Annotated in this window: 21 protein-coding genes and 2 tRNA genes; 12 read left to right on the forward strand and 11 right to left on the reverse strand. The window is 43.3% G+C overall.

Annotated features, from left to right (window positions below; all coding sequences use genetic code 11):
• From PSU72_RS03040 to PSU72_RS03060, 5 genes are all read right to left on the reverse strand, one after another.
• On the reverse strand, positions 1-1,082 hold a 1,082-nt coding region (locus PSU72_RS03040; RefSeq protein WP_300430544.1), incomplete at its 3' end, for a sulfate ABC transporter ATP-binding protein.
• A 47-nt stretch (positions 1,083-1,129) separates the two neighbouring features.
• Positions 1,130-2,038 carry a sulfate ABC transporter permease subunit CysW gene (gene cysW, locus PSU72_RS03045; RefSeq protein ID WP_300430546.1) on the reverse strand — a complete coding sequence of 303 codons (909 nt, stop codon included), beginning with the start codon at positions 2,036-2,038 and terminating at the stop codon, positions 1,130-1,132.
• Positions 2,039-2,083: 45 nt separating this feature from the next.
• A complete protein-coding gene (cysT, locus tag PSU72_RS03050; protein ID WP_300430548.1) occupies positions 2,084-2,914 on the reverse strand; it encodes a sulfate ABC transporter permease subunit CysT in 831 nt (276 codons plus the stop codon).
• A gap of 110 nt (positions 2,915-3,024) precedes the next feature.
• Positions 3,025-3,921 carry an EAL domain-containing protein gene (locus PSU72_RS03055; RefSeq protein ID WP_300430550.1) on the reverse strand — a complete coding sequence of 299 codons (897 nt, stop codon included), beginning with the start codon at positions 3,919-3,921 and terminating at the stop codon, positions 3,025-3,027.
• A gap of 22 nt (positions 3,922-3,943) precedes the next feature.
• The gene (locus tag PSU72_RS03060; RefSeq protein ID WP_300430552.1) at positions 3,944-4,942 is read right to left on the reverse strand and encodes a sulfate ABC transporter substrate-binding protein; all 999 of its coding nucleotides are present in this window, start codon (positions 4,940-4,942) and stop codon (positions 3,944-3,946) included.
• Positions 4,943-5,325: 383 nt separating this feature from the next.
• Between PSU72_RS03060 and epsC the strand changes: the two genes are divergently transcribed.
• The 3 genes from epsC (at position 5,326) to PSU72_RS03075 (ending at position 9,253) form a co-directional block, all read left to right on the forward strand.
• Positions 5,326-6,366, forward strand: a complete 1,041-nt coding sequence (gene epsC / locus PSU72_RS03065; RefSeq protein ID WP_300430554.1) for a serine O-acetyltransferase EpsC — start codon at positions 5,326-5,328, stop codon at positions 6,364-6,366.
• 69 nt (positions 6,367-6,435) lie between these two features.
• Positions 6,436-7,350, forward strand: coding sequence for a family 2A encapsulin nanocompartment shell protein (locus PSU72_RS03070; protein WP_300430556.1), 915 nt, complete (start codon positions 6,436-6,438; stop codon positions 7,348-7,350).
• Entirely contained in the window at positions 7,337-9,253 is a 1,917-nt protein-coding gene (locus PSU72_RS03075) for a family 2A encapsulin nanocompartment cargo protein cysteine desulfurase (RefSeq protein ID WP_300430558.1), read from the forward strand. The genes PSU72_RS03070 and PSU72_RS03075 overlap by 14 nt, the downstream gene beginning before the upstream one ends.
• Positions 9,254-9,422: 169 nt before the next feature.
• Here PSU72_RS03075 and cysK read toward each other — a convergent pair whose 3' ends face one another.
• The 4 genes from cysK to PSU72_RS03095 form a co-directional block, all read right to left on the reverse strand.
• Positions 9,423-10,400 carry a cysteine synthase A gene (gene cysK / locus PSU72_RS03080; RefSeq protein ID WP_300430560.1) on the reverse strand — a complete coding sequence of 326 codons (978 nt, stop codon included), beginning with the start codon at positions 10,398-10,400 and terminating at the stop codon, positions 9,423-9,425.
• 133 nt (positions 10,401-10,533) lie between these two features.
• The gene (locus PSU72_RS03085; RefSeq protein ID WP_300430562.1) at positions 10,534-11,541 is read right to left on the reverse strand and encodes a sulfate ABC transporter substrate-binding protein; all 1,008 of its coding nucleotides are present in this window, start codon (positions 11,539-11,541) and stop codon (positions 10,534-10,536) included.
• Between the two features lie 92 nt (positions 11,542-11,633).
• A complete protein-coding gene (locus PSU72_RS03090; RefSeq protein WP_300430564.1) occupies positions 11,634-13,259 on the reverse strand; it encodes a porin in 1,626 nt (541 codons plus the stop codon).
• A gap of 59 nt (positions 13,260-13,318) precedes the next feature.
• Complete coding sequence (locus PSU72_RS03095; RefSeq protein ID WP_013146822.1) at positions 13,319-13,543, reverse strand: YezD family protein; 225 nt, start codon at positions 13,541-13,543, stop codon at positions 13,319-13,321.
• Between the two features lie 294 nt (positions 13,544-13,837).
• On the opposite strand from PSU72_RS03095, the gene rimP reads away from it, so the two are divergent.
• The 7 genes from rimP to pnp all read left to right on the forward strand — a co-directional run bounded on the left by rimP (position 13,838) and on the right by pnp (position 22,768).
• The gene (rimP, locus tag PSU72_RS03100) at positions 13,838-14,323 is read left to right on the forward strand and encodes a ribosome maturation factor RimP (protein WP_300430567.1); all 486 of its coding nucleotides are present in this window, start codon (positions 13,838-13,840) and stop codon (positions 14,321-14,323) included.
• Positions 14,324-14,401: 78 nt separating this feature from the next.
• Entirely contained in the window at positions 14,402-15,868 is a 1,467-nt protein-coding gene (gene nusA / locus PSU72_RS03105) for a transcription termination factor NusA (RefSeq protein WP_300430583.1), read from the forward strand.
• A 109-nt stretch (positions 15,869-15,977) separates the two neighbouring features.
• Positions 15,978-18,689: a translation initiation factor IF-2 gene (infB, locus tag PSU72_RS03110; protein ID WP_300430569.1), complete on the forward strand. Its 2,712-nt coding sequence runs from the start codon at positions 15,978-15,980 to the stop codon at positions 18,687-18,689.
• Positions 18,689-19,063 (forward strand): 30S ribosome-binding factor RbfA, encoded by a 375-nt coding sequence (gene rbfA / locus PSU72_RS03115; protein WP_300430571.1) that lies wholly within the window; start codon positions 18,689-18,691, stop codon positions 19,061-19,063. Before infB ends, rbfA begins: the two co-directional genes overlap by 1 nt.
• Before the next feature lie 33 nt (positions 19,064-19,096).
• Positions 19,097-20,005 (forward strand): tRNA pseudouridine(55) synthase TruB, encoded by a 909-nt coding sequence (gene truB / locus PSU72_RS03120; RefSeq protein WP_300430573.1) that lies wholly within the window; start codon positions 19,097-19,099, stop codon positions 20,003-20,005.
• Between the two features lie 137 nt (positions 20,006-20,142).
• Positions 20,143-20,412 carry a 30S ribosomal protein S15 gene (gene rpsO, locus PSU72_RS03125; protein ID WP_013146828.1) on the forward strand — a complete coding sequence of 90 codons (270 nt, stop codon included), beginning with the start codon at positions 20,143-20,145 and terminating at the stop codon, positions 20,410-20,412.
• Between the two features lie 226 nt (positions 20,413-20,638).
• Positions 20,639-22,768, forward strand: a complete 2,130-nt coding sequence (pnp, locus tag PSU72_RS03130) for a polyribonucleotide nucleotidyltransferase (RefSeq protein ID WP_300430575.1) — start codon at positions 20,639-20,641, stop codon at positions 22,766-22,768.
• Between the two features lie 128 nt (positions 22,769-22,896).
• On the opposite strand, the gene dksA is transcribed toward pnp, so the two are convergent.
• Positions 22,897-23,319: an RNA polymerase-binding protein DksA gene (gene dksA / locus PSU72_RS03135; protein ID WP_300430578.1), complete on the reverse strand. Its 423-nt coding sequence runs from the start codon at positions 23,317-23,319 to the stop codon at positions 22,897-22,899.
• Positions 23,320-23,475: 156 nt separating this feature from the next.
• Complete coding sequence (gene folD, locus PSU72_RS03140; protein ID WP_300430581.1) at positions 23,476-24,336, reverse strand: bifunctional methylenetetrahydrofolate dehydrogenase/methenyltetrahydrofolate cyclohydrolase FolD; 861 nt, start codon at positions 24,334-24,336, stop codon at positions 23,476-23,478.
• 103 nt (positions 24,337-24,439) lie between these two features.
• Here folD and PSU72_RS03145 point away from each other — a divergent pair.
• A tRNA-Pro gene (locus PSU72_RS03145) sits at positions 24,440-24,516 on the forward strand.
• Positions 24,517-24,613: 97 nt separating this feature from the next.
• Positions 24,614-24,690 (forward strand) — tRNA-Arg (locus PSU72_RS03150).
• Positions 24,691-24,761: the final 71 nt, after the last annotated feature.

A 24,761-nucleotide genomic window follows, 5' to 3' on the forward strand; every position in this document is an offset into this window, starting at 1 on the left:
GTCAGCTTTATATGGCTGCCTTTGTCTAGGAATACCCGCACATTTCTTGGGTAGACATATACGTGCTCGCCCTGAACGAGGTTGAGCTCTCGGAAGCGCTCTTGTGTTAGCTCTGCCTCCACTAACTCTGATTGGTCTGTTGGTTGTAGTTCTAACCTTACCAGCGGTCCAATCGCATGAATATAGCTAATGGTAGCTTCAAAGGCAGGTGCACTGCCATTAAGTTCTTTATGTACTTCAATGTCATGCGGGCGCACATAAGCGGTTGCAGTGCTATTCTGCGTGCCTTCATGTGCGTCAACTTTTACTTGAATGTCACCAATTTTCGCTTCACCTAAATGCACATGGCTATTGAACTGGTTCACATTACCTAAGAATTGATAGACAAATGGGGTTGCCGGGTGGTTATAAACATCTTGTGGCGACCCTATCTGTTCAATATTACCTTTGTTAATCACAACAACACGGTCAGAAACTTCTAAGGCTTCGTCTTGGTCATGCGTTACAAAGATACTAGTGATATGAAGCTCGTCATGCAAACGACGTAACCAGCGACGAAGTTCTTTACGCACTTTTGCATCTAATGCGCCGAACGGCTCATCAAGCAGCAATACTTTCGGCTCAACAGCTAAGGCACGTGCTAAAGCGATACGTTGTCGCTGTCCACCAGATAATTGTGGAGGGTAACGATCTGACAGCCAGTCCAGCTGCACGAGTTCAAGTAATTCATGCACGCGCCTTTTAATTTCAGCATCAGATGGACGTGTTTCTTTAGGGCGTACGCGCAATCCGAAAGCCACATTCTCAAACACAGTCATGTGGCGGAACAAGGCGTAATGCTGAAATACAAAGCCTACCTGACGTTCGCGCACTTGCCTTGCGGTTGCATCTTCACCATAAAAGTGAATGCTACCTGAGTCTGGCGTTTCGAGTCCCGCAATGATTCTTAACAGTGTGGTTTTACCGCAACCTGAAGGCCCGAGTAGTGCGACTAGCTCACCGCTAGGCACGTCCAAGCTAATATCATTTAGGGCGCTAAAACTTCCAAAGTTCTTTTTAATATTACGTATTTCGATACTCATAGATTCATTCCAATTGATTCAATGTTTGGTATTTAGGTGGTAACTATTTAGATGCTTTCATTGCTGATAGCGTTTTGTGCTACTCGCCATTCGACAAAGGTTTTGAGTATCAGTGTGACAATCGCTAGCAAAGCCAATAGTGAAGCCACTGCAAAAGCCGCAGCTAATTGATGGTCAGCATAAAGAATTTCAACATGTAGAGGCATAGTATTGGTCATGCCAATAATGTGCCCAGATACGGCAGAAACTGCACCAAACTCGCCCATAGCACGTGCATTGGTTAAAATCACGCCGTATAGCAAGCCCCATTTGATGTTCGGAAATGTGATGCGCCATAGAATTTGCCAACCTGATGCCCCTAAAACAAGCCCAGCTTCTTCTTCATCTTTGCCTTGCGCTTGCATTAAAGGTATTAACTCACGTGCAACAAATGGAAATGTAACAAAAATGGTAGCCAATACTATGCCTGGTATTGCAAAGATGACTTTGATGTCATGGTCAAACAAATATGAGCCAAACCAGCCTTGCATGCCAAAAATTAAGATGTAGATTAAACCAGCAATCACAGGCGACACAGCAAACGGCAAGTCAATCAGTGTAATCAGTATGCTCTTGCCCTTAAATTCAAACTTAGCAATTGCCCACGCCGCAGAAACACCAAATACCACATTAAGCGGCACAGCAATCAGCGCTGCGATTAAGGTTAGCTTCATTGCCGACAGCGCGTTAGGATCTGATATCGCTGCAAAGTAAGTAGCAAAACCGTGACGTAGGGCTTCTGTAAATACTGCCAGCAAAGGCAAGATTAGAAAGATACCAAGAAATAGCACAACGATAGAAATAAACAGCCTGCGAACCAAAGCTGGCTCAGAAGTTGCCCGGCTTATAGCCACTTTGTTGTTGTAATTACTATATTGCGATTGAGTCAAAGTGTTTGTAGCTGTGTTAATGGACATATAGTTCTCTGATAGACAAAACGTTCTCGAATATTTATTAATACTTTAGTGTGAGGTGGTATGGCGACGGTTAAGCCACCATTGCAAACCGTTAATTGCAAACAAAAGTAAAAAGGAAATTACTAACATCACTACAGCCACAGCTGTGGCTTGCGCGTATTCGTGCTCATCTAACTTAATATAAATAATGAGTGGGGTAATCTCGGATACAAAAGGAATATTACCTGCAATGAATATGACTGAACCGTATTCACCGATTGCTCTGGCAAAAGCTAATGAGAAGCCTGTTAGTAGTGCTGGCCATATCGCTGGGAATACAATCTTAGAGAAGGTCTGCCAGCGATTAGCACCCAAGCTAGCAGCGGCCTCTTCTGTTTCAGCTTCTAAATCCTCTAATACAGGTTGCACGGTACGCACAACAAATGGCAAGCCAATAAACGTCAGCGCAACAATTACGCCAAGTGGCGTAGAAGCCACTTTGATGCCATGTGGTTCCAGCCAAGCACCTATCCAGCCGTGTGCTGAATACAAAGTAGCTAAAGTAATACCTGCTACTGCGGTGGGGAGTGCAAAAGGTAAATCGACCAAGGCATCGAGAATTTTTTTACCAGGAAATTTATAGCGCACTAATACCCAAGCCGTCAGTAAACCAAATACTGCATTAATCAATGCACCAATTAAAGATGCACCGAAGGTTAGTTTGTAAGACGCTACTACCCTCGGTGCTGTGACTACCTCCCAAAACTCATTCAAACTTAATTCTGTTGTTTTAATGAATGCGGCTGATAAGGGAATCAATACTATCAAGCTAAGGTACAGTATCGTGTAGCCTAGAGATAAGTTAAAACCAGGGAGGATATTCTTTTTAGTGGACATTTTATTCAATCAATTATTCATGCAAAAATTCATATAAGTAGTCGCTAATTTAACAGGGATCTTAATAAGTTAAAAATACTGTTTACCTATAACTTTATATCCAAAAGGCATTAAGCGGCCTCGCGAACATTAACAATTGAAGCTGAGCGTTTAAATAGCGAAGATGGTTGCAACTCTTTAGCGGTAACAGGCTTAGCTAAGAAGTAACCTTGAAACAAGGTGCCACCAGATTCAATGGCAATGTCTAATTGATTTTGTGTTTCTATGCCTGTAATCACAGGCTTCGCACCAATGTCTCGGATAATCTGAATCAGACCAGGTAAAGCATTGCGCACACGCTGATTGGTTTCAGCTTCTTGGATTAAATTTAAATCCAATTTAACGAAATCTGGCGTGAATTTCCATAGTCGATCGATATGTGACTGGTTGCTTCCAAACCGATCTATCGCGATACGGTAACCGCGGTCACGATAGTTGTTGATTGCATCCGCCAATTGTTGATCATGCTCAATTAAGGCTTCCTGAATTTCAATTACAATGCGCTCAGTTGGAACCGAGTTGGCGTGTAAAATTCGTTCAAAAACTTTACCATGCTCATTGACCGAAACTAATAGCTTTGGATGCACATTTAGAAATAGCAGGCCATTTTCTGCATAGATTTGCCTAAAGTTCAGTACATGCAAGGTTCTGCTAACACGGTCAAATTCAACCAACTTGCCAGCTTGCTCTGCGTAGGTAAATGCAAACTCTGGCGCACTGGCTAATTCACTGCCTAAAGTTGGTCTTAATAAGGCTTCATGGCCATATAAATCGCCAGCTTCGCTATCGTAAATTGGCTGAAAAGCCGTATTCAAACGCACCCCTACAAACGTGCTATTAAACTCACCTGTAAACTGTTCGGCTAAGCCGTATTCATCGAAATCCAGCAATAATGATTCTTTTAGCTGTAATCGTAACTGTTCCACATGTGAGGCAATTGGCTGTGCAGCTATTGGTTGTTGGGCCATGTCTATTCCTTTTACTTTTTCTTTATTTATTATAGATTTGGTCAAAATTGCCGCCATCGGCAAAGTGGACTCTTTGTGCTTTTTCCCAGCTACCAAATACTTCGTCGACCGTAAATAAGGTGATCGGTTTAAACCTAGCGCTGTATTTCTCTGCGACTGAAGCTAGGCGCGGTCTTAAATCATGCTGTGCTGCAATTTCTTGTCCAGCTTCAGAGAAATGGAACTCAGCGTAAGCTTGAGCAAGCGCACGGGTTTTATGTTTATCCACATACTTGTCGACCACTGCAATTGGATTTTCTGCCAAGATGCTGACGGATGGATAGACAACGTCAAACTGCTGCGTTGAGTCTTTCTTGATTAAATTCACTTCATTCTCAAAAGTCAGCAATACATCGCCAATGTCACGTTGTGCAAAGGTCGTCGTGGCGCCACGTCCGCCAGTATCTAAAACAGGTACATTTTTAAATAGCTTGGTTACAAATTCTTTGGCTTTCGCTTCATCGCCGCCTTTTTTAATGACATAACCCCAAGCGGCCAAGTAGCTGTATTTACCATTGCCTGAAGTTTTTGGATTTGGTATCACCACAGAAATGCCAGGCTTAACTAAATCATCCCAATCTTTAATTTGCTTAGGGTTGCCTTTACGAACCAAAAACACGGTGGTTGAGCTTGTAGGTGAGCTTGCGTAAGGCAAACGCTTTTGCCAATCTTTAGGAATCAGTTTTCCACGTGTGTATAGAATATCAATGTCTGGCGACTGATTCATGGTCACAATGTCAGCTTCTAGGCCATCGTTGACTGATCTCGCCTGCTTGCTTGAGCCACCGTGAGATTGGTTGATGGTGATTGTCGCGCCAGTTTTGTCTTTCCAATATTTTATAAATGCCGCGTTAAAGTCTTTGTAAAACTCTCTAGTGACATCGTAAGAAACATTGAGAAAATTATTGTCGGCAGCTAAGCTTAATGATGAAAATGCCGCTGAGGAAATCAATAAACTGGTAATAAGTAATTTTTTTAACATCTGAATGACCTTGTGCTATTGGATTGAATAGAAGCACTTTAATCAACAGTTAAAATAATGTAAAAGAATTATAAATGATATGTATATGCAAAATGGTGATATAAAAAATAGTTGAACGTGCCTTTTTAAAGTTGTTAGAGTGGTGTATATTGAAAACATTAAAGCAAGCAGAAAGCCATTTTAGGCAGGGATTAAATAGATAAACACTTAAAATCTTGTAAAAGAATATCGTAGTTAGCTAGCGCTGACCGGACAGCCGGAAGCCAGTGAGTCGAAAGACCGCTGGCTTTTTGCGTTTTTAACGCCTGTGAATCTGGTGGAAATTGACTCTGCTAGTAATTAAATAGCCGCCAGCGTGATTTTAAAAATAGAAGTTGAGAATTATGAAACATAATCAGCACTCAAAAATAGTTGAGCCGTTAGCATCAAACGATTTAGGCATTGCCCAAATCGTGACGCAGTTACGTGACTTGCGGCTGACGTCATTAGAAAATAGGCAGCGACGTGATAAACCGCCTAAGTTGCCATCGCGCAAGGTATTGCAAGAAATTATAGAAGGCTTGGCTGCGGCATTATTTCCTAACCGCCTAGGCTTGCCTGATCTTAAAGAAGAGGGCATCGACTATTTCGTCGGACACACTCTTGACGTGGCGTTGCGAGAGCTTGTTTCGCAAGTGAAGCTGGAGTTGAGCTTTACGGCTGATACGCAGAGCCAGCTAGATGCTAGTCAAACGTCAAATTTTCCTACCAAAGCTCCTGTTGAAATTGTCAGAGAGTTTGCCAAGACCTTACCTGAAGTGAGATTGTTGCTCGACACCGATATTAAATCGGCCTACGAAGGTGACCCCGCAGCAAGAAGTGTAGATGAGGTGTTGGTGTGTTATCCGGGTACGCAGGCGATTATTCACTACCGCATTGCACACGTATTACATGAGTTAGGGTTGCCGCTTATCGCACGCATGATTACCGAGTTGGCGCATTCTGCGACTGGTATTGATATTCATCCAGGTGCCGTCATTGGCGAGAGCTTCTTCATCGATCATGGTACAGGTGTCGTGATTGGCGAGACGGCCATTATTGGCAAGCATGTGCGTATTTACCAAGCAGTGACGCTTGGCGCAAAACGCTTCCCTACCGATGAGCATGGCAATCCCTTAAAAGGCAATGCACGCCATCCAATTGTTGAGGATGATGTGGTCATCTATGCTGGTGCAACGATTTTAGGTCGCATTACCATCGGTCGCGGTTCTGCTATAGGCGGCAATGTTTGGCTCACTCGTAGTGTGCCAGCAGGCAGCAATATCACTCAGGCGCAGATGCTGGCAACACCTTTGGATGTACCTGCACATCAGGCAAATTCAAACCATACAAATTCAGCAAACCAAACAAAACAATTAAGTAAAGAAGTACCAATAGCCCATTAGCTAATAACTCATTAGCCAATAACCCATTAGTAAGCAAATTAATCAGTCAGATTTAAATAGGAGAATTACATGACAGACAATACCCAACAAACCGCTTTAGGTGACGTAGCCGCACGGACGCTTTCCAATGCAACTAAAACGGTGCCGATGCTTAGCACTATTACACCGCGTTGGTTGGTGCATTTAATGCAATGGGTACCCGTTGAAGCGGGTATTTATCGCGTGAATAAAGCAAAAGATCCAAGCGCGATTGAAGTGGATTGCTCGGCTAAAGATGAACGAGATCTGCCAAATACCTTTGTGGATTACGAAGAGTGGGGCCGTGAGTATGTATTGAACGCGGTGAATACTGTGGTTGATGTGCATACTCGTGTATCAGATTTATACAGCAGCCCGCATAACCAAATTAAAGAGCAATTACGCCTATCAATTGAAACTGTTAAAGAGCGCCAAGAAAGCGAACTCATTAACAATAAAGAATACGGTTTACTCAATAATGTTGCCGCTACACAAAAAGTAAAATCACGTACCGGCGCACCAACACCAGATGACTTTGATGAATTATTAACTAAAGTTTGGAAAGAGCCAGCATTCTTCTTAGCACATCCCCAAGCCATTGCAGCATTTGGTCGTGAATGCACACGTCGCGGCGTACCTCCACCAACAGTGGCTTTATTCGGATCACAATTCATCACATGGCGCGGCGTGCCGATTATCCCTTGTGATAAATTAAAAGTGACAAAAGGTAAAACCAATATCTTGTTGTTACGTACAGGTGAAAGCCGTCAAGGTGTAGTTGGTTTGTATCAGCCAAACCTGCCTGGTCAACAAAGCATGGGCTTGTCTGTACGCTTCATGGGCATTAACCATAAAGCCATTGCTTCATATTTAGTGTCGCTATATTGCTCATTAGCGGTGTTAACTGATGATGCTATTGCCGTGCTAGAAAATGTTGATGTAGGCAACTATTATGAGTATAAATAATACTAATCTTGCTGGCCTAGGTGGCTTAAATGACTTATCGTCATTTGAGCCAGAGGCGTTATTGGGACAGTTACCTGGAGAGCATCCGCGCATGGAGGCGGCATTAGCGCTAGGTAGACAAGCTAGTGAAACTGGTCATTTTGACGTTGCGGAGCTTAGCCGCATCGTCAATGAACTTTACTCTGAAGGATTTCCTGCGGGGTCTCCTGCCAGTTCTTCGTGGTCGAAACAGCCAGATTTTGCTTCGAACGATTCGTTATCACATATCGCTTCAGATGCCGTATTACCAAACGCGACATCACCCAAAGGCGTGACGGAGGCGCCTACGCCATCCATATGGTCAGCAGCGCCAAGTTTTTCTTCAACTAAACCCGACTTTGCCAGTGCGGAAGCATTGCAACTGCAATATGGGTCAAGTGGTGCTAACCCGTTTTCAAGTAATGATATTGCGCTTGATCAATTAATCGTTGGATTGAATAATCCATACGAAAATGAATTGAAACAGATATTGAGCGGTGCCTGCAGCAAGCCATCTGGCATTACTAGCGCTGGTTCTGGAGCGGGTAATCCAAGTAATTCTAGTCACAATTCATATTACTTTTTACAAGATTCACCGCTCCATGAGTCTCAACTCAATCAATCTGGGAAGTTTCCCGCCGCAGCGCATCCGCCATTTGATGCCAATTTAGTGCGTAAAGATTTTCCAATCTTAAGTGAGCTTGTGAATGGCAGGCCGCTGATTTGGTTTGACAATGCGGCTACCACGCAAAAGCCACAGGCTGTGATTGATAGAATTTCATATTTTTACCAGCATGAAAACTCTAACATTCACCGTGCTGCGCATGAGTTAGCGGCTCGTGCGACAGATGCCTATGAAGAAGCACGTGAAACGGTTAGACGATTCATTAATGCATCGTCGATAGATAACATTATCTTTGTTAGAGGAACGACTGAAGCAATTAATTTGGTCGCTAAAACTTGGGGTAAAAAGCACTTGAGCGAGGGTGATGAAATAGTAATTTCTCATCTTGAACATCACGCCAATATTGTGCCTTGGCAGCAGTTATGCCAAGAAACAGGCGCTAAACTCAAAGTGGTGCCAGTGGATGATAGTGGCCAGATATTATTGGCTGAATATCAAAAGTTACTCACTTCACGTGTGAAATTGGTTTCTTTTACACAGGTGTCTAACGCGCTAGGAACCGTCACACCAGCGGCTGAAATGATACAAATGGCGCATCGTGCAGGTGCAAAAGTACTATTGGATGGCGCGCAGTCTGTGTCGCACATGCGTACCGATGTGCAAGCTTTAGATGCTGACTTTTTTGTATTCTCAGGTCATAAAGTGTTTGGGCCAACAGGTATTGGTGCGCTTTACGGCAAGCCAGAACTCCTCGCTGATATGCCAGCGTGGCAAGGTGGCGGCAATATGATTCAAGATGTGACATTTGATAAAACTGTCTATCACGATGCACCTTCTAAATTTGAAGCTGGTACTGGCAATATCGCTGATGCGGTAGGACTAGGCGCAGCGCTTGAGTATGTTGAACGTATTGGGATTGATAACATTGCGCGCTATGAGCATGAACTTTTGGTCTATGCTACAGCGGCACTGTGCAAAGTGCCTGGCTTGTGTCTCATCGGTACTGCAAAGGAAAAGGCCAGTGTTTTATCTTTCACGCTTGAAGGCTATAAGAGTGAAGAGGTTGGTGCGGCGCTTAATCAAGAAGGTATAGCCGTTCGTTCAGGGCATCATTGCGCGCAACCTATATTGCGTCGCTTTGGGCTGGAAACAACGGTAAGACCATCGTTAGCCTTCTACAATACCTATGCAGAAGTAGATGTGTTAGTAAATGCCTTGCTACGTTTAAGCTCAACTAAAGCGCCGACTAATTTTAGCTAAACTTTAGTCGCCTTAGGTAAGATTAGAAGTAAGTATGAAAAAAAGTCTGGCAGCCCGTGTGGGTTAGCCAGACAACTTTAAGTTTGGTTAAACTTTAATCAAGTTTAACTAGGGAGAAAGCAATGCTACCGCTTGATTTTAAGTGTTAGCGGCCACCACCTTAAAGCAATTAAACGGCTAAACCCTGTGCATCAAATAGTCCGTCAAACAAAATCGAACTTAAATAACGCTCGCCTGAGTCTGGCAGTATCACCACAATCGTTTTGCCTACATTTTCTGGGCGTTTTGCATAGCGCACCGCCACTGCAACTGCCGCCCCACAGGAAATACCTGACAATATACCTTCTTCACGCGCTAGACGCTGCGCATAGAGAATAGCTTCTTCATTAGTCACTTGTGCGATGTCATCCACCACAGATAAATCAAGGTTCGCCGGTACAAAGCCTGCGCCTATGCCTTGAATTTTATGCGGCGCTGGCTTGATTGCGTCGCCAGCACGATGTTGGCTCAGAACGGGACTTGATGACGGCTCAACGGCCACAGTCACAATTTTCTTGTTTTGTGTATTTTTGATATAGCGCGAAACACCTGTTATCGTGCCACCTGTGCCTACACCTGCAACGAATATGTCAATATTGCCATCAGTTGCGTTCCAAATTTCTGGCCCAGTCGTTTTTTCATGAATCGCAGGGTTAGCCGGGTTTGTAAATTGCTGAAGCAATACGTAGCGGTTAGGATCTGATGCCGCGATTTCTTCCGCTTTTGCAATCGCGCCACTCATGCCTTTTGCACCTTCCGTGAGTACCAATTTTGCTCCATAAGCGACCAACAGTTTACGGCGCTCTATGCTCATTGTTTCTGGCATGGTAAGCGTGAGTGGAATGCCTCGAGCGGCTGCAACAAAGGCTAAAGCAATTCCAGTATTGCCGCTAGTAGGCTCTACAATCTCTTTGCCAGCACCTAATAAACCGCGTTGCTCAGCATCCCAAATCATGGCGGCACCGATACGGCATTTAACCGAATATGCTGGGTTGCGACCTTCAATTTTTGCTAATACAGTAGCGCTTGCGCCATCGGTAATACGATTCAGCTTAACTAAAGGCGTATTGCCGATAGATTGCGCATTATCCTCAAACCAACTAGACATAAGAACTCCTTAATGATTAATAACTCTTGTATCAATGATAGATACAAGAGTTTAAAGACATCAATATACAATTATTTTCGCAAGACCTCAAAGGTCTCGCCATTTAAAGTCTCGCGATTAATAATTGAATGATTTATTTTTGATAAATCTGATCGAACGTACCGCCATCAGAGAAGTGCTTTTTCTGAGCAACTTGCCAACCACCAAAGTCATCATCAATTTTCACTAAATTAACTTTTGGAAATTGTGCTTCATATTTCTTAGCCACAGAAGCCAGTGTTGGACGGTAGAAGTTTCTTGCAGCAATTTCTTGACCCTCTTCAGTATATAAATAGTCAAGATATGCTTTGGCAATAGCCTCAGTACCGTGTTTTTTAGCGTACTTATCAACTACAGTGACTGGCGGTTCAGCCAAGATAGAAAGTGAAGGAATAACGATTTCGTATTTACCAGGAAATTCTTTTTGAGCTAAAAAGGCTTCGTTTTCCCAAGCAATCAGCACATCACCAATGCCGCGCTCAGCAAAGGTTGTTGTAGATCCACGAGCACCTGTATCTAGCACAGGAACGTTCTTGAATAACTTGCTGATAAACGCTTTAGTTTTAGTTTCATCGCCACCATCTTGCTTCTGAGCATATGCCCAAGCCGCTAAATAGTTCCAGCGTGCGCCACCTGATGTTTTAGGATTAGGCGTAATCACAGAAATACCTGACTTGGTTAAATCGTCCCAATCTTTGATTTTTTTAGGATTGCCCTTTCTAACTAGCAGCACAATGGTTGATGTGTAAGGTGAGCTATTCAGCGCAAGACGCTTTTGCCAGTCTTTAGGAATCAACTTACCTTTTTCATACAACTGATCTACATCGTAACCTAAGCCAAGCGTTGCAACATCGGCATCAAGGCCATCAATAATAGAGCGTGCTTGTTTACCTGAACCACCATGAGAAGCTTTAACCGTGACTTTGTCGCCTGTTTTTGCTAGCCAATATTTGCTAAATGCAGCATTGAAATCTTGGTAAAGTTCACGCGTTGGGTCATAAGAAACGTTGAGTAAAGTATAATCTTTAGCTGATGCCACTGTTGGCGCCGCAGCGCTGAATACTGTAGCTAGCAATGCGATACTGAGTAAAGTTTTTTTCATTTTAAATCCTTAATTATTTGAGTATTTTTAGAGTTTTTTAATGTTTGATTAGCAATAACATTCCATTTTTGCGCTCCTTAAATCTTGTTTTTTTAGAAAGCCACTTGGAAGCGCGCTAACAATGCTTGCTCATCATCACGGTCACGTACATTACTTCCTGTAGCATTTACGTTCGTGGCAATTGGCGAGCCTTCAGTAATTGCACCGCCATCAAACGTTGTGTATTCGTAGTTCAAAGCAATTTTTGCGTTAGCGTTTAAATACCAGTTCACACCAGCAGTCCATGTTTTAGCTGACTTAGCGCTCTTAGTAAGATCTGCGTAAGCAAAAGTGCTAGCATTAGCCGCAGTTAAAGAGGCTCCTGCATCGGTGCCATATTGACCATCCGCACGTTTGAAAGAATCCTTATCTAAGTTAATTTCACTATAACGCGCAACAAGTTCCCAAGCTCCCCAGCCGCCTTTATCAAGATCAAAATCATTTTTAGGTTTAACCCCTTTGAATGAAGCTTCTTCGCCAGTAATTAAATAGCTTGCAGCAATTTGCCAAGCATCATGCTTTAACTTTTTATTCGTTCCTGCAACGATAGACTCAATAACCGCGGTACCACCTGCAGCAGGTGATCCATCAGCAGATTTACTCACGTCTTGACTTACTCTTGCATATTCAGTGATTAAGCCAAATGGGCCGTTGTAATAGTATGCTTGCGGGGCAATGCGAACTCTTTTGCCATCAGCAATCACTGCAGAGCCATATCTAAAGAACGTCTGTTGACCATTTGTAACATAACTTGGCAAACCATTGCGTGTTCCATCAGCTGCTGATGTATCGGTAAAGTTAAGATTTTTTTCAGCAGTTGCATCAGCGTAAGTCGCGGCTATACCGAAACCTAGGCCGCTGAGTGGGCTTATGTCATCTTTGAACGGTGTGGCAAATAATCTAGCCGTTACTTCTTTTTTATCATCAAATTCTGAGCCAGTACTTGCGTTACCACCATCTACAACGCCATTGTTGTAACCTAATGCATAGCTAAGCTTGCTATCTAGCACATCACCATAAACTGAAATGCCTTGATCTCTGTTGGGTAGGATATTGTTCGATACATAGCTGCGTTCGATGAATTTAATATCACCACCAGCTTGTAAGCGCTCAAGACCAACGAATGGCTTATATTTACCCACGCGTACTTTAAATGCAGGGTCAAATCGAGCATCAATGTAAGCATCAACTACTGAAGCACTACCGCCCGCAAACTCTTCTTGAAAGCGATAATCATATTTGCCAAATAAAGTACCTTGAATATTTGGACGTAAGCGACGCGCTAACCATGTATCGTTAGCCACATGAAAACCATCTGCGTCAAGTTTTCCAGCTCTTGCATCAGTTCGGTTACGTACGTCATTTGCGCCTTGACTAAACTCACGGTAATCGTATTGCACCAAGCCACCTAGCTTAATTGAATTCTTGCCATCAGCCGACTCTAAACCAAAGCCGCTTGAGCTTGCTTTAACTACTGGTGTTGTTTTCTTTGCGGCGCTTGCATCTTCTTCAGCTACTTCACCTTTACGCGCCAGCACTTTTACTTGTTGGCTAAGTTCTTGTACTAAATTACGAAGCTCTTCAAGCTCAGTGCTATCGTTAGCACTTGCTGTGATCGGCAAAGAAATGACACCGCTGGCAATGAGTATGGCGGCAAATTTTGTATATTTGAATTGCATTTTAATCTCCTGACATAAAGCTTCCAGCCTGCTGGTCAGCCCCTTTGTTTTAAGTTTTTTTATTTTGCCGCTACTGGTATAGAAGGCGTGATTCTTTTGCTCTCTAGATTCTCGTTATTAGAAAATCTAAACTTCTCGCGTTTTTCAATTTGAGTTACACGTCCTTCATGCAGTACTATTTCTATAGAACCAAAACCAGATCCGCGCTTGAGCGAATCAACAGCTTGTAAGATTTCTTGCACTACATCTCTGCTAATGTTGGTTGAATTGTGAATATGTGACATGTGGTTAACCTCAAATCAAATTAAGTAAAAAGCGAATATCAGCACTATAAGAAGTATTTTAAATAATTAAAAAGAATTGATTTTTATAAGTTTATAATCAAAAAGAATATAAATCGGTGTAATTGAGAATAAAGTTACTTTTGGGCTTGGTATTTGCGAGTTCTAATTCCAATTCATTGAATTGATAGGTATAATATGGAAGAATTTTTTTGATGGGCTTTGTGCCCATTTTTTGTTTCTGCAACTTACGCATGAATTTGTTAAGTTGCGGTAGGGAATAGGGGTTTAATAAACATGCAAGATCTGCATACGTTGATAGAGAAATCGGTAAGCCAATTAGGCTACGAACTTGTTGATTTAGAGATTTCTAATCGCGGTCAATTGTTGCGTGTTTTTATTGATAAATTAAACCCTACGGATATTAAAGATAGCGTCAATATTGATGATTGCAGCTTGGTGAGTAACCAGCTGGGTAACTTGTTGGCAGTAGAAAACGATATTGACTACGATCGCTTGGAGGTTTCATCGCCGGGCATGGATCGCGTGCTGAAAAAAGAAGCCGATTTCGTGAGATTTACTGGCGAGCGTGCGCAGATTAAGTTGCGTGTTGGCATTAAAGATGAAAGTGCAACCGCGACAGAAACAACCTTGCCGCGTAAAACTTTTTTAGGTTTTATTAAAGGCGTGCAAGATGGCCTGGTGTTAATTGAGTTTGATGGCGTTGTATACAAGATGGCGCTGAGTAATGTTGATAAAGCTCGTTTGAACCCAGTGTTTTAGAGCAAGTTAGAATAAACGTTTGATAAGAATTTAATGAAATAAAGCAGTTGATCTGCAATTTATAGTCGGAGATAGATGATGAGTCGTGAAATTTTATTATTGGTAGATGCACTAGCACACGAAAAAAATGTGAGTAAAGAGGTCATTTTTACTGCGCTTGAGCTTGCCTTGGCTTCAGCCACCAAGAAAAAACATCATGATGATGCCGATGTGCGCGTGTCTATCGACCGTGAAAGTGGCGAGTATGAAACATTCAGACGCTGGCAATATGTTGAGTATGACTTGTTGGAAAACTCAGCATACCAAATCGATGAAGAAAGCGAACACGCTAATGGTTTGAACGTTGGCGAGTATTATGAAGAGCCGTTAGAAAGCATTGAGTTTGGTCGTATTGGCGCGCAAGCAGCGAAACAAGTGATTTTGCAAAAAGTCCGTGAAGCTGAGCGTGAGCAAATTCTAGAAGACTTTTTGGCGCGTGATGAGAAATTAGTCACAGGCGTGATTAAGCGTATGGAAAAAGGCAATGCGATTATTGAAGTGGGTCGTATTGAGTCATTGTTGCCGCGCGAACAAATGATTCCTAAAGAGAACCTACGGGTCGGTGACCGTGTACGCGCATTCCTTTCACGTATCGAACGTGGTGGCCGTGGTCCTCAGTTAATTCTTTCAAGAATTACGCCAGATTTCTTAGTGCGTTTATTTGAATTAGAAGTGCCTGAAATTGAAGAAGGTTTACTAGAGATTCGTGCAGCGGCGCGTGATCCTGGTTTGCGTTCAAAAATCGCAGTTAAATCAAACGATCAGCGTATTGACCCAGTAGGTACTTGCGTAGGTATGCGTGGTTCACGCGTGCAAGCAGTCACTGGCGAGTTGGCTGGTGAGCGTGTGGATATTGTGTTGTGGTCAATGGAGCCAGCACAGTTCGTGATTAATGCAATGTCACCTGCTGAAGTTTCTAGCATCGTTGTAGATGAAGATGCGCACAGCATGGATGTTGTTGTGGATGAAGAGCAGTTAGCCCTGGCGATTGGTCGTAACGGTCAAAACGTACGATTGGCTTCAGAGTTAACGGGTTGGACATTGAATATTCTGACCGTTGATCAAGCTGCACAGAAAAACCAAGACGAATTTGCTGGTGTTAGCCAGTTGTTCATGGACAAGTTAGATGTAGATGCTGAAGTGGCAGAAATTTTAGTGCAAGAAGGCTTTAGCACTTTAGAAGAAATCGCGTATGTGCCATTGGCAGAAATGAACGAAATCGAAGCGTTTGATGAAGACACGATTGAAGAACTACGTAAACGCGCTCGTGCAGCCTTGTTAACAGAAGCGATTGCTAAAGAAGAGAAAGTTGAAGAAGCTTCTGAAGATTTGTTGACGATGGAAGGCATGGATGCTGAAACGGCGCATCTATTGGCATCTAAAGGTGTGGCAACAATGGATGATTTAGCTGAGTTAGCAGTTGATGAGTTGGAAGAGCTCACGGGCATGGATGCAGAGCGTGCAAAAACGTTAATCATGACAGCACGCGCACCTTGGTTTAAGTAAAGGCATAGGTTTAAGAGGCCGTTTGCGGCTACTTAAGCTAAGCAATCAATAAAAGTAATAGTAGTAACACTAGGCAATAAGGCTTAGGCAAGAATACTGGAGTAACAAGATGGCACAAACAACCGTAGAACAATTTGCTGGCGAATTAAAGCTGCCAACAGCGTTGTTATTAGAACAGCTCAATAGCGCAGGCGTAAAGAAATCAGCTGCTGAAGATTATCTAAGTGAAGATGATAAAACAGCGCTGCTGGATCACCTGCGTAAAGAGCACGGTACGCTTGCGCCGAAAAATAAAATTACGTTAATGCGTAAATCTAGTACAGAGATTAAGAAAACTGATAACACAGGTAAAGCGCGTACGATTCAAGTTGAAGTGCGTAAAAAACGCGTGATCGAACAGCACGATGAATCTGAGTTAGTTGCGCATACAGAAGAAGTTGTCGCCCAAGAGCAAGCGCCTGAAATGGTCGTTGAAGAAATCGCGCCTGTTGAAGTTATTGAAGTGCCGGTGGTTGAGGAAGTAGCGCCAGTTGTAGAAGCTATTGTGGAAGAAGTCATTGTTGCTGAAGTTACTCCAGAGCCTGCACCTGTGATCGAAAAGCCGGTGGTAGTAGAGCCTGTGATTAAGACTATCAGCCGTAAAGACTTGTTAGGCGCAGATGAAATTGCCTTGCGTGAGAATGAGGCGAGACGCCATTCAGCATTGGCTGCCATTCAGGCAGAAGATAAACGTAAAAAAGCAGAAATGGCACAACGTCGCTTGGATGAAGAAGCCAGAAAACTAGCTGAAGCCGAAGCGGCTAAAGTAAAAGCAGCAAAATTATCTGAAGGCACATTGCATAAGCCTGTTGCTAAAGAGGGCGTAGCTAAGCCAGCAGTAGCGAAAGAGGCGAAAAAAGGTAAGGGAAATAATAAAGAGTGGACAGATGCTGAGAATAAGAAACGCGGATTGAAAACACGCGGTGACACTACTGCTGGTAAACCAGGCTGGCGTGCACCTAAAGGCAAAAATAGACATCAGGATGATGATACGCAACATGGTTTTACAGCGCCAACTGAAGCGATTATCTATGAGGTGCTAGTGCCAGAAACCATTACCGTCGCGGAATTGGCGCACAAAATGGCCGTTAAATCAGGCGAAGTGATTAAAACGCTGATGGGCATGGGCATGATGGTGACGATTAACCAAGTGTTAGACCAAGAAACGGCAATTATTATTGTAGAAGAAATGGGCCATAAAGCCGCTGCCGCAGCGCCAAATGATCCAGATACGTTTGTGGAAGAGGCAGAACATGCTGCCGCAGTGATGGAAACACGTCCACCAGTAGTGACTGTGATGGGTCACGTTGACCATGGTAAAACTTCATTGCTCGATTACATTCGTCGTAGCCGTGTGGCTTCAGGCGAGGCGGGTGGTATTACGCAACATATTGGCGCTTATCACGTTGAAACGCCACGCGGTATGGTGACTTTCCTAGATACACCCGGCCATGAGGCATTTACGGCCATGCGTGCTCGCGGTGCAAAAGCGACCGATGTGGTGATTTTAGTCGTTTCTGCTGATGATGGCGTGATGCCACAAACCATAGAGGCGATTCACCATGCTAAAGCAGCGGGTGTGCCATTAGTCGTTGCGATCAACAAAATTGATAAGCCAGGCGCAGAGCCAGAGCGCGTGAAAATGGAATTAGTCGCGCAAGAAGTGGTGCCAGAAGATTTTGGTGGCGAAGTGATGTTTAGAGAAGTTTCAGCCAAAACAGGTAAAGGTATTGATGAGCTATTAGAGGCTGTGCTTCTACAAGCAGAAGTTTTAGAGCTGCAAGCACCTAAAAACACCCCAGCTAAAGGCTTGGTGATTGAGGGTCGTTTAGATAAAGGTCGTGGTTCAGTCGCGACTATCTTGGTGACGTCTGGTACGCTTAGACGCGGCGATATGGTGTTAGCTGGTACTACGTTTGGTAAAGTACGTGCGATGTTAGATGAGTCAGGTAATGAGATTCAAGAAGCTGGCCCATCAATGCCAGTGGAAATTCAAGGTTTGTCAGACGTACCAAGTGCCGGTGAAGAAATGATCGTACTTAACGATGAGCGTAAAGCGCGTGAAATCGCAAACTTCCGTCAAGGTAAATTCCGCGATGTGAAATTAGCTAAACAACAAGCCGCTAAACTTGAGAACATGTTCGACCAAATGGGCGAGGGTGCTTCACAACAAACTTTAGGACTCATTATTAAATCTGATGTTCAAGGTTCCTACGAAGCTTTGGCCACAAGTTTGCAAAAGCTATCTACCTCAGAAGTAAAAGTGAATATTATTCATACAGGCGTGGGTGCAATTAGTGAGTCAGATGTTAACTTGGCTGCAGCATCAAAAGCCGTGTTGATCGGCTTTAACGTTCGTGCAGATTCAGGCGCTCGTAAATTGATAGAAACGCTAGGCGTAGATGTGCGTTACTACAATATTATTTATGAAGCTGTTGACGAGATTAAAGCCGCTCTAGGTGGTATGTTAGCGCCAGAGCAAAGAGAAAGCATGATTGGTACCGTAGAGATCCGTGAAGTGTTCCGTATCTCTAAAATCGGCGCTATTGCTGGTTGTTACGTGCAAGATGGGTTGATTAAACGCTCTTCAAGAGTGCGCGTATTACGTAATAACGTGATTATTCATACTGGTGAATTGGACTCTCTCAAACGCTTTAAAGATGACGTTAAAGAAGTTAAAAATAACTTTGAGTGCGGTCTGTCATTGAAGAACTTTAATGATATTGAGGTTGGCGATATTTTAGAAGTGTATGAAATCGTTGAAGTGGCGCGTACCCTATAATGGCTAAGGATTTCTCAAGAAGCCATCGAGTTGCAGAGCAAATGCAGCGTGAACTCGCTGATTTGCTGCAATTTGAAGTAAAAGATCCCCGTGTGAAAATGGTCACGATCACTGCGGTTGAGGTGACTGGTGATATGGCGCATGCGAAGATCTTTTACAGCGCTAGTAAAGCCAGTGATAGTTTGCAGCAAGGTCTAGAAAAGTCAGCGGGCTTCCTAAGAACGCAAGTGGCTAAACGCATGTTGCTTCGCACGGTTCCGCAACTGCATTTTGTCTATGACGCTTCAATTGATAATGGCATGATGATGTCAAAATTGATTGATGAAGCACTTGCGACCAATCCAGATAACGTCCCCGAAATAAATAAAAAATAATTCTAAACACGCTAGCCAGCAGAGACCAGATTCTTGCAGTTTAAAAGAACCAAACGAAATGTAAGTGGCGTGTTGTTGCTGGATAAACCCATCGGTTTTTCTAGCAACCAAGCCTTACAAAAAGCCAAATGGCTATATCAAGCCGCAAAAGCTGGGCATACAGGCACGCTAGATCCATTGGCGACAGGCTTGCTGCCGCTTTGCTTTGGTGAAGCCACAAAATTTGCGCATTACCTCACTGATGCAGATAAAACCTACGTTGCGACTTTAAGGCTAGGTGTTACTACCAATACTGGTGATGCAGAGGGCGAGGTGCTGACAACGCAATCTGTGAATGTTAGTCGAACGCAGTTTGAGCAAGCCTGCCAGCAGTTTCTCGGAGAAATCAGCCAAGTTCCCCCTATGTTTTCTGCCTTAAAGCACGAAGGCAAAGCCATGTATGAATATGCACGGGCTGGCATAGAAATAGAGCGTAAAGCTCGCCTGATTACTATTCATCATATTACTGTCGACGATTTCAAACAAGATGAAGCCGTTATTACCGTGACTTGCACGAAAGGCACTTATATTCGTACCTTGGCTGAAGACATTGCTAAGCAACTGGGTTGTGGCGCACATTTAATTGGTTTGCGCAGAACAGCTACCGCTAACTACAAAATAGCGCAAACCATCACGTTAGAACAATTAGAAGCTATGACGCTAGAGCAAAGAGAAGCCGCTTTGCTGCCAGAAGACAGTGCCGTGCAGCATTTGCCAGCGATTACTCTAGATGACGATAGCGTGTTCTATCTGCAACAAGGTCAGGGCGTGTGGAGGAGCGGTGCAGTGCCTAAAGGTTTGCTACGACTGTATAGTGAGCAGCAAGACTTTTTAGGGCTGGGTGAATTGTCGAGCGATGGAAAAATCGCACCAAAGCGTTTAATTCGACACATGGGAAATTAAGTGACACAGAGTAGCTTAAATATACAAAGCTACTTGATAAATCATAGATTTATCTTTAGAATGCTTAGTTCATTTTGTAAATGAATGCTTTAGTGGGTTTTCTACTTTTGCATTGACGCTAATTATTAGGAAAAAAAATGGCAACTACAGCTTTAGATACTGCAAAAATCGTTAAAGAATATCAACGTGCTCCAAATGATACCGCTAGCCCAGAAGTGCAAGTTGCGCTTTTAACTAGCCGCATTACATACTTAACAGAGCATTTTAAATCTAACAAAAAAGACAACCATTCACGTCGCGGTTTGTTGGCTTTAGTTAGTCAACGTCGTAGCTTGTTAGATTATTTAAAACGTAAAGATTCAAGCCGTTATCAAACATTGATTGAGCGTTTGAGCTTACGTAAGTAATTTTTATAAAAGTGACTTGCTTGTTATATTCTGGCTCACTTTTATAATTGTGAGAAAAGCCGATTGCATGGTGATATGCGTCGGCTTTTTCGTTTTTAATAGTTATTAATATCTGCTAAAAATGGTAGTAAAAAAGTAATCACCAAATTTTAAAAATTGAGTTAGAAAAAAGTCGGCTGTTATTGGGTAGTGAATAGCAGCTTATTGATATGACAAAGGAAAAATAATGTTTAATAAAGTAACTAAAAGTATTCAATATGGTGCGCATACGCTCACTCTTGAAACAGGTGAAATCTCACGCCAAGCCGATGCGGCTGTGTTGGTGAGCTACGGCGATACAGTGGTGTTGGTAGCCGTTACGAGTAAATCAGAAGTGAAAGCAGGCCAAGATTTTTTCCCATTAACAGTGGATTACATGGAAAAAACTTATGCTGCAGGTAAAATCCCAGGTGGCTTTTTCAAACGTGAAGGCCGTCCTTCAGAAAAAGAAACACTGACAAGTCGTTTAATCGACCGTCCACTACGTCCATTATTCCCAGAAGCGTTTTATAACGAAGTTCAGGTCGTGGCAACTGTATTGTCATCAGATCCAGAAATTGATGCTGATATTCCAGCGATTATCGGTGCTTCTGCAGCAATGTCATTATCAGGTATTCCATTCTTCGGTCCACTAGGTGCGGCTCGTGTTGGTTATATCAATGAAGAATATGTATTAAACCCAACTAAAGCGCAATTGGTAGAAACTGAGTTGGACTTGGTTGTTGCTGCTACTGAAACAGCCGTAATGATGGTGGAATCAGAAGCGAAAGAGCTTTCAGAAGAAGTGATGCTTGGCGCTGTAGTGTTCGGTCATGAGCAAATGCAAGCAGTCATTAAAATGATTGCTGAATTAGCTGCTGAAGCTGGTAAAGATGCATGGGACTGGGTTGCTCCAGAACCAGATACAGCATTAATCGCAAAAGTGGCTGAATTAGCGGCTGCGGATATTAATGCGGCATTCCAAATCAAAGCAAAAGGCGCGCGTTCAGCTAAGTTATCAGAAATTACTAGCCGCGTATTGGGCGAGTTAATTACTGAAGAAACTTCAACAGCTGAAGCCAATAAAATCAAAGGTGAGTTGTTTAATCTAGAAGCTAAAACAGTACGTAGCCAAATTTTAAATGGCGAGCCACGTATTGATGGCCGCGATACGCGCACAGTACGTCCAATCAGCATCCGTACAGGCGTGTTGCCACGTACGCATGGTTCTGCATTGTTCACGCGCGGTGAAACACAAGCTTTGGTGGTTGCAACGCTTGGTACAGGCCGTGATGAACAAGTGATTGATGCACTACAGGGCGAGTTTAAAGATCGCTTCATGTTGCATTACAACATGCCTCCGTATGCGACTGGTGAAACTGGTCGTGTAGGTACACCAAAACGACGTGAAATCGGCCATGGCCGCTTAGCGAAACGTTCACTAATCGCTGCATTGCCAGATCAAGCAGATTTTGACTACACCATGCGTGTGGTTTCTGAAATTACTGAATCTAACGGTTCAAGCTCAATGGCTTCAGTGTGTGGCGGCTGTCTAGCGTTGATGGATGCTGGCGTGCCAATGAAATCACTCGTAGCGGGTATTGCGATGGGCTTGATTAAAGAAGGCAACCGCGTTGCAGTGTTGACGGATATTTTAGGTGACGAAGATCATCTAGGTGATATGGACTTTAAAGTAGCAGGTACAGAAGATGGTATTACTGCGCTGCAAATGGACATCAAAATCACAGGGATCACTTCACAAATTATGCAAGTGGCTTTAGCGCAAGCTAAAGAAGGCCGTGCGCATATTTTAGGTATTATGAAAGCGGCAATGAGTAGTGCCAATACTGAAATGTCAGCATTTGCACCACGCATTATCGTGATGAAAATCAACCCTGAAAAAATCCGTGATGTGATTGGTAAAGGCGGCGCAGTGATTCGCGCGCTTACTGAAGAAACAGGTACTAGCATTGATATTACTGAAGATGGTACAGTGAAAATCGCTTGTACAAGCTCAGAGCAAGGTGCTGAAGCACAACGTCGTATTGCTGAAATTACTGCTGAAGTTGAAATCGGTAATGTGTACGAAGGTACTGTGCTTAAATTACTTGATTTTGGTGCGATCGTGTCGCTAATTCCTGGTAAAGATGGCTTATTGCACATTTCACAAATTGCACATCAACGTGTAAATGCGGTAAGTGACTTCTTAAAAGAAGGCGATATTGTTAAAGTGAAAGTGGTTGAAGCCGATGAAAAAGGTCGCGTCCGTTTAAGCATGAAGGCTTTAATTGAAGCGCCAGCTACAGAAGCTAAATCAGAGGCAGAAGCTGACGAATAAGTTGGTAAGTGTGTAAGTAAAAAGCCCGCGAAAGCGGGCTTTTTGCTGCATAAAAATAACAATGTACCTTTAAAAAATAAAAGCCCGACTAATCAGGCTTTTATTTTACACAAGATTTAGTTGCCTAATTATTTAGCCACTTGTTTCTCACGCATTTCATCTAGTGTTTTGCAATCAATGCAAAGTGTCGCGGTTGGGCGGGCTTCTAGGCGTTTTAGACCAATCTCAATGCCGCAACCTTCACAATAGCCGTATTCGTCGCTATCAATGTTACGTAAAGTCTCGTCAATTTTCTTGATAAGTTTACGCTCACGGTCGCGGTTGCGAAGTTCTAAAGTCATATCTGACTCTTGGCTTGCGCGGTCATTCGGGTCCGCAAACATCGTGACTTCATCCTGCATCGTATGTACGGTGCGATCAAGTTCTTGGCTTAAGTCTGCTTTCCAATCATTCAAAATCTTACGAAAGTGATTGAGCTGTGGTTTGCTCATATACTGTTCGTCAGCCTTTGGCTGGTAAGGGGTGAACTGTTTAGTAATAACTTCTGCCATGGTGTGCCTCAAAAAACTTAAAAAGAGTTACTTAAGAAAACTACCTAAGAATTATGCTTTTATAAAATTAAGCGCGTGAGTGTACACTGAAACTAGCTTTGATGCAAAATTAGCCTAATTCATTGAATTATTTGCTAAATAATTATCTACAAGCTATTAAAACTTTGCTTCGCTCAACTCTAGTGCTAATAATGTGTTTTCCATCAAAGTGGCAACCGTCATTGGGCCTACGCCGCCCGGTACTGGTGAGATGTAGCCTGCACGCTCTTTCGCAGCTTTGAAATCAACATCGCCAGAAATGCTGCCATCAGCCAGTCGGTTAATACCAATATCAATGACAATGGCGCCGGGCTTAATCCAAGCACCTTGTATCAGCCCAGGTTTTCCTGCGGCAGCGACAATCAAATCGGCTTGCTGAACCATCTTAGCCAAATCTTTAGTATGTCGATGGCAACTGGTTACCGTACAGCCTGCGAGTAACAGCTCTAATGCCATCGGACGGCCCACATGGTTTGACACACCTACGACTAGCGCGTCCAAGCCCATTAGTTCTATATTGCTTGCTTGTAGCATTTTAATGACGCCAAAAGGCGTGCAAGAGCGCAAGGTGGGCTGGCGAACAGCAAGTCTGCCAATGTTGTAAGGGTGAAAGCCATCAACATCTTTATTTGGGCTAATGCGCTCAATAATATGTTCATCTTTAATTTGAGGCGGTAGCGGCGCCTGTACGAGAATGCCATCAATGGTATCGTCCTGATTCAATTGTTCGATCAGCGTAAGCAGTTCGGCCTCAGAAGTTGAATCTGGTAAATCATAAGCGATGGAGCGAATGCCGACTTTTTCGCAGGCTAAACGTTTATTGCGAACATAGATGCTAGACGCAGGGTCTGCACCCAGAACGATCACGGCCAAACCGGGCGCACGTTTGTTTGCTTGTAGGCGATTATTGATACGTTCTTTAATCGAGTTTAAAAGATTTTCAGCAATGGCTTTGCCATCAATTATTTGAGCAGTCATTAGATATTATTTTGCTTACTTTTTAAGCTACATTAAAAATAAAGTAACATTTTATCATAATAGATTTGACCTTCAGCCCGGTTTGCAGTATATTTCTGCCCTTCGGCGTGTAGCGTAGCCTGGTAGCGCGCCTGCTTTGGGAGCAGGATGTCGGGAGTTCGAATCTCTCCACGCCGACCAAATTTTAACTTGTTGAATTTCGTAATAAAGTTCAATAAGTCAAGATGAAAGTCAGCCCGAAACTTTATATGCAAATATAAAGTCTTGTAACCACAATCTGCCCGTAGCTCAACCGGATAGAGCACCAGCCTTCTAAGCTGGGGGTTACAGGTTCGATTCCTGTCGGGCAGACCAGTACTTAAAGTCTCTATGGTGGCTGTAGCTCAGTTGGTAGAGTCCAGGATTGTGATTCCTGTTGTCGTGGG

The organism is Methylotenera sp., from assembly GCF_029945535.1.
GTDB lineage: Bacteria > Pseudomonadota > Gammaproteobacteria > Burkholderiales > Methylophilaceae > Methylotenera.

Excerpts from the sequence above, each read along its gene's own strand:
- cysK (WP_300430560.1), bottom strand. The coding sequence starts at position 10,400 with ATGTCTAGTTGGTTTGAGGATAATGCGCAATCTATCGGCAATACGCCT.
- pnp (WP_300430575.1), top strand. The coding sequence starts at position 20,639 with ATGTTTAATAAAGTAACTAAAAGTATTCAATATGGTGCGCATACGCTC.
- cysW (WP_300430546.1), bottom strand. The coding sequence starts at position 2,038 with ATGTCCATTAACACAGCTACAAACACTTTGACTCAATCGCAATATAGT.
- folD (WP_300430581.1), bottom strand. The coding sequence starts at position 24,336 with ATGACTGCTCAAATAATTGATGGCAAAGCCATTGCTGAAAATCTTTTA.
- rbfA (WP_300430571.1), top strand. The coding sequence starts at position 18,689 with ATGGCTAAGGATTTCTCAAGAAGCCATCGAGTTGCAGAGCAAATGCAG.
- PSU72_RS03055 (WP_300430550.1), bottom strand. The coding sequence starts at position 3,921 with ATGGCCCAACAACCAATAGCTGCACAGCCAATTGCCTCACATGTGGAA.
- PSU72_RS03085 (WP_300430562.1), bottom strand. The coding sequence starts at position 11,541 with ATGAAAAAAACTTTACTCAGTATCGCATTGCTAGCTACAGTATTCAGC.
- infB (WP_300430569.1), top strand. The coding sequence starts at position 15,978 with ATGGCACAAACAACCGTAGAACAATTTGCTGGCGAATTAAAGCTGCCA.
- rpsO (WP_013146828.1), top strand. The coding sequence starts at position 20,143 with ATGGCAACTACAGCTTTAGATACTGCAAAAATCGTTAAAGAATATCAA.
- epsC (WP_300430554.1), top strand. The coding sequence starts at position 5,326 with ATGAAACATAATCAGCACTCAAAAATAGTTGAGCCGTTAGCATCAAAC.
- dksA (WP_300430578.1), bottom strand. The coding sequence starts at position 23,319 with ATGGCAGAAGTTATTACTAAACAGTTCACCCCTTACCAGCCAAAGGCT.
- PSU72_RS03060 (WP_300430552.1), bottom strand. The coding sequence starts at position 4,942 with ATGTTAAAAAAATTACTTATTACCAGTTTATTGATTTCCTCAGCGGCA.
- PSU72_RS03090 (WP_300430564.1), bottom strand. The coding sequence starts at position 13,259 with ATGCAATTCAAATATACAAAATTTGCCGCCATACTCATTGCCAGCGGT.
- PSU72_RS03070 (WP_300430556.1), top strand. The coding sequence starts at position 6,436 with ATGACAGACAATACCCAACAAACCGCTTTAGGTGACGTAGCCGCACGG.
- nusA (WP_300430583.1), top strand. The coding sequence starts at position 14,402 with ATGAGTCGTGAAATTTTATTATTGGTAGATGCACTAGCACACGAAAAA.
- cysT (WP_300430548.1), bottom strand. The coding sequence starts at position 2,914 with ATGTCCACTAAAAAGAATATCCTCCCTGGTTTTAACTTATCTCTAGGC.
- PSU72_RS03075 (WP_300430558.1), top strand. The coding sequence starts at position 7,337 with ATGAGTATAAATAATACTAATCTTGCTGGCCTAGGTGGCTTAAATGAC.
- rimP (WP_300430567.1), top strand. The coding sequence starts at position 13,838 with ATGCAAGATCTGCATACGTTGATAGAGAAATCGGTAAGCCAATTAGGC.
- PSU72_RS03095 (WP_013146822.1), bottom strand. The coding sequence starts at position 13,543 with ATGTCACATATTCACAATTCAACCAACATTAGCAGAGATGTAGTGCAA.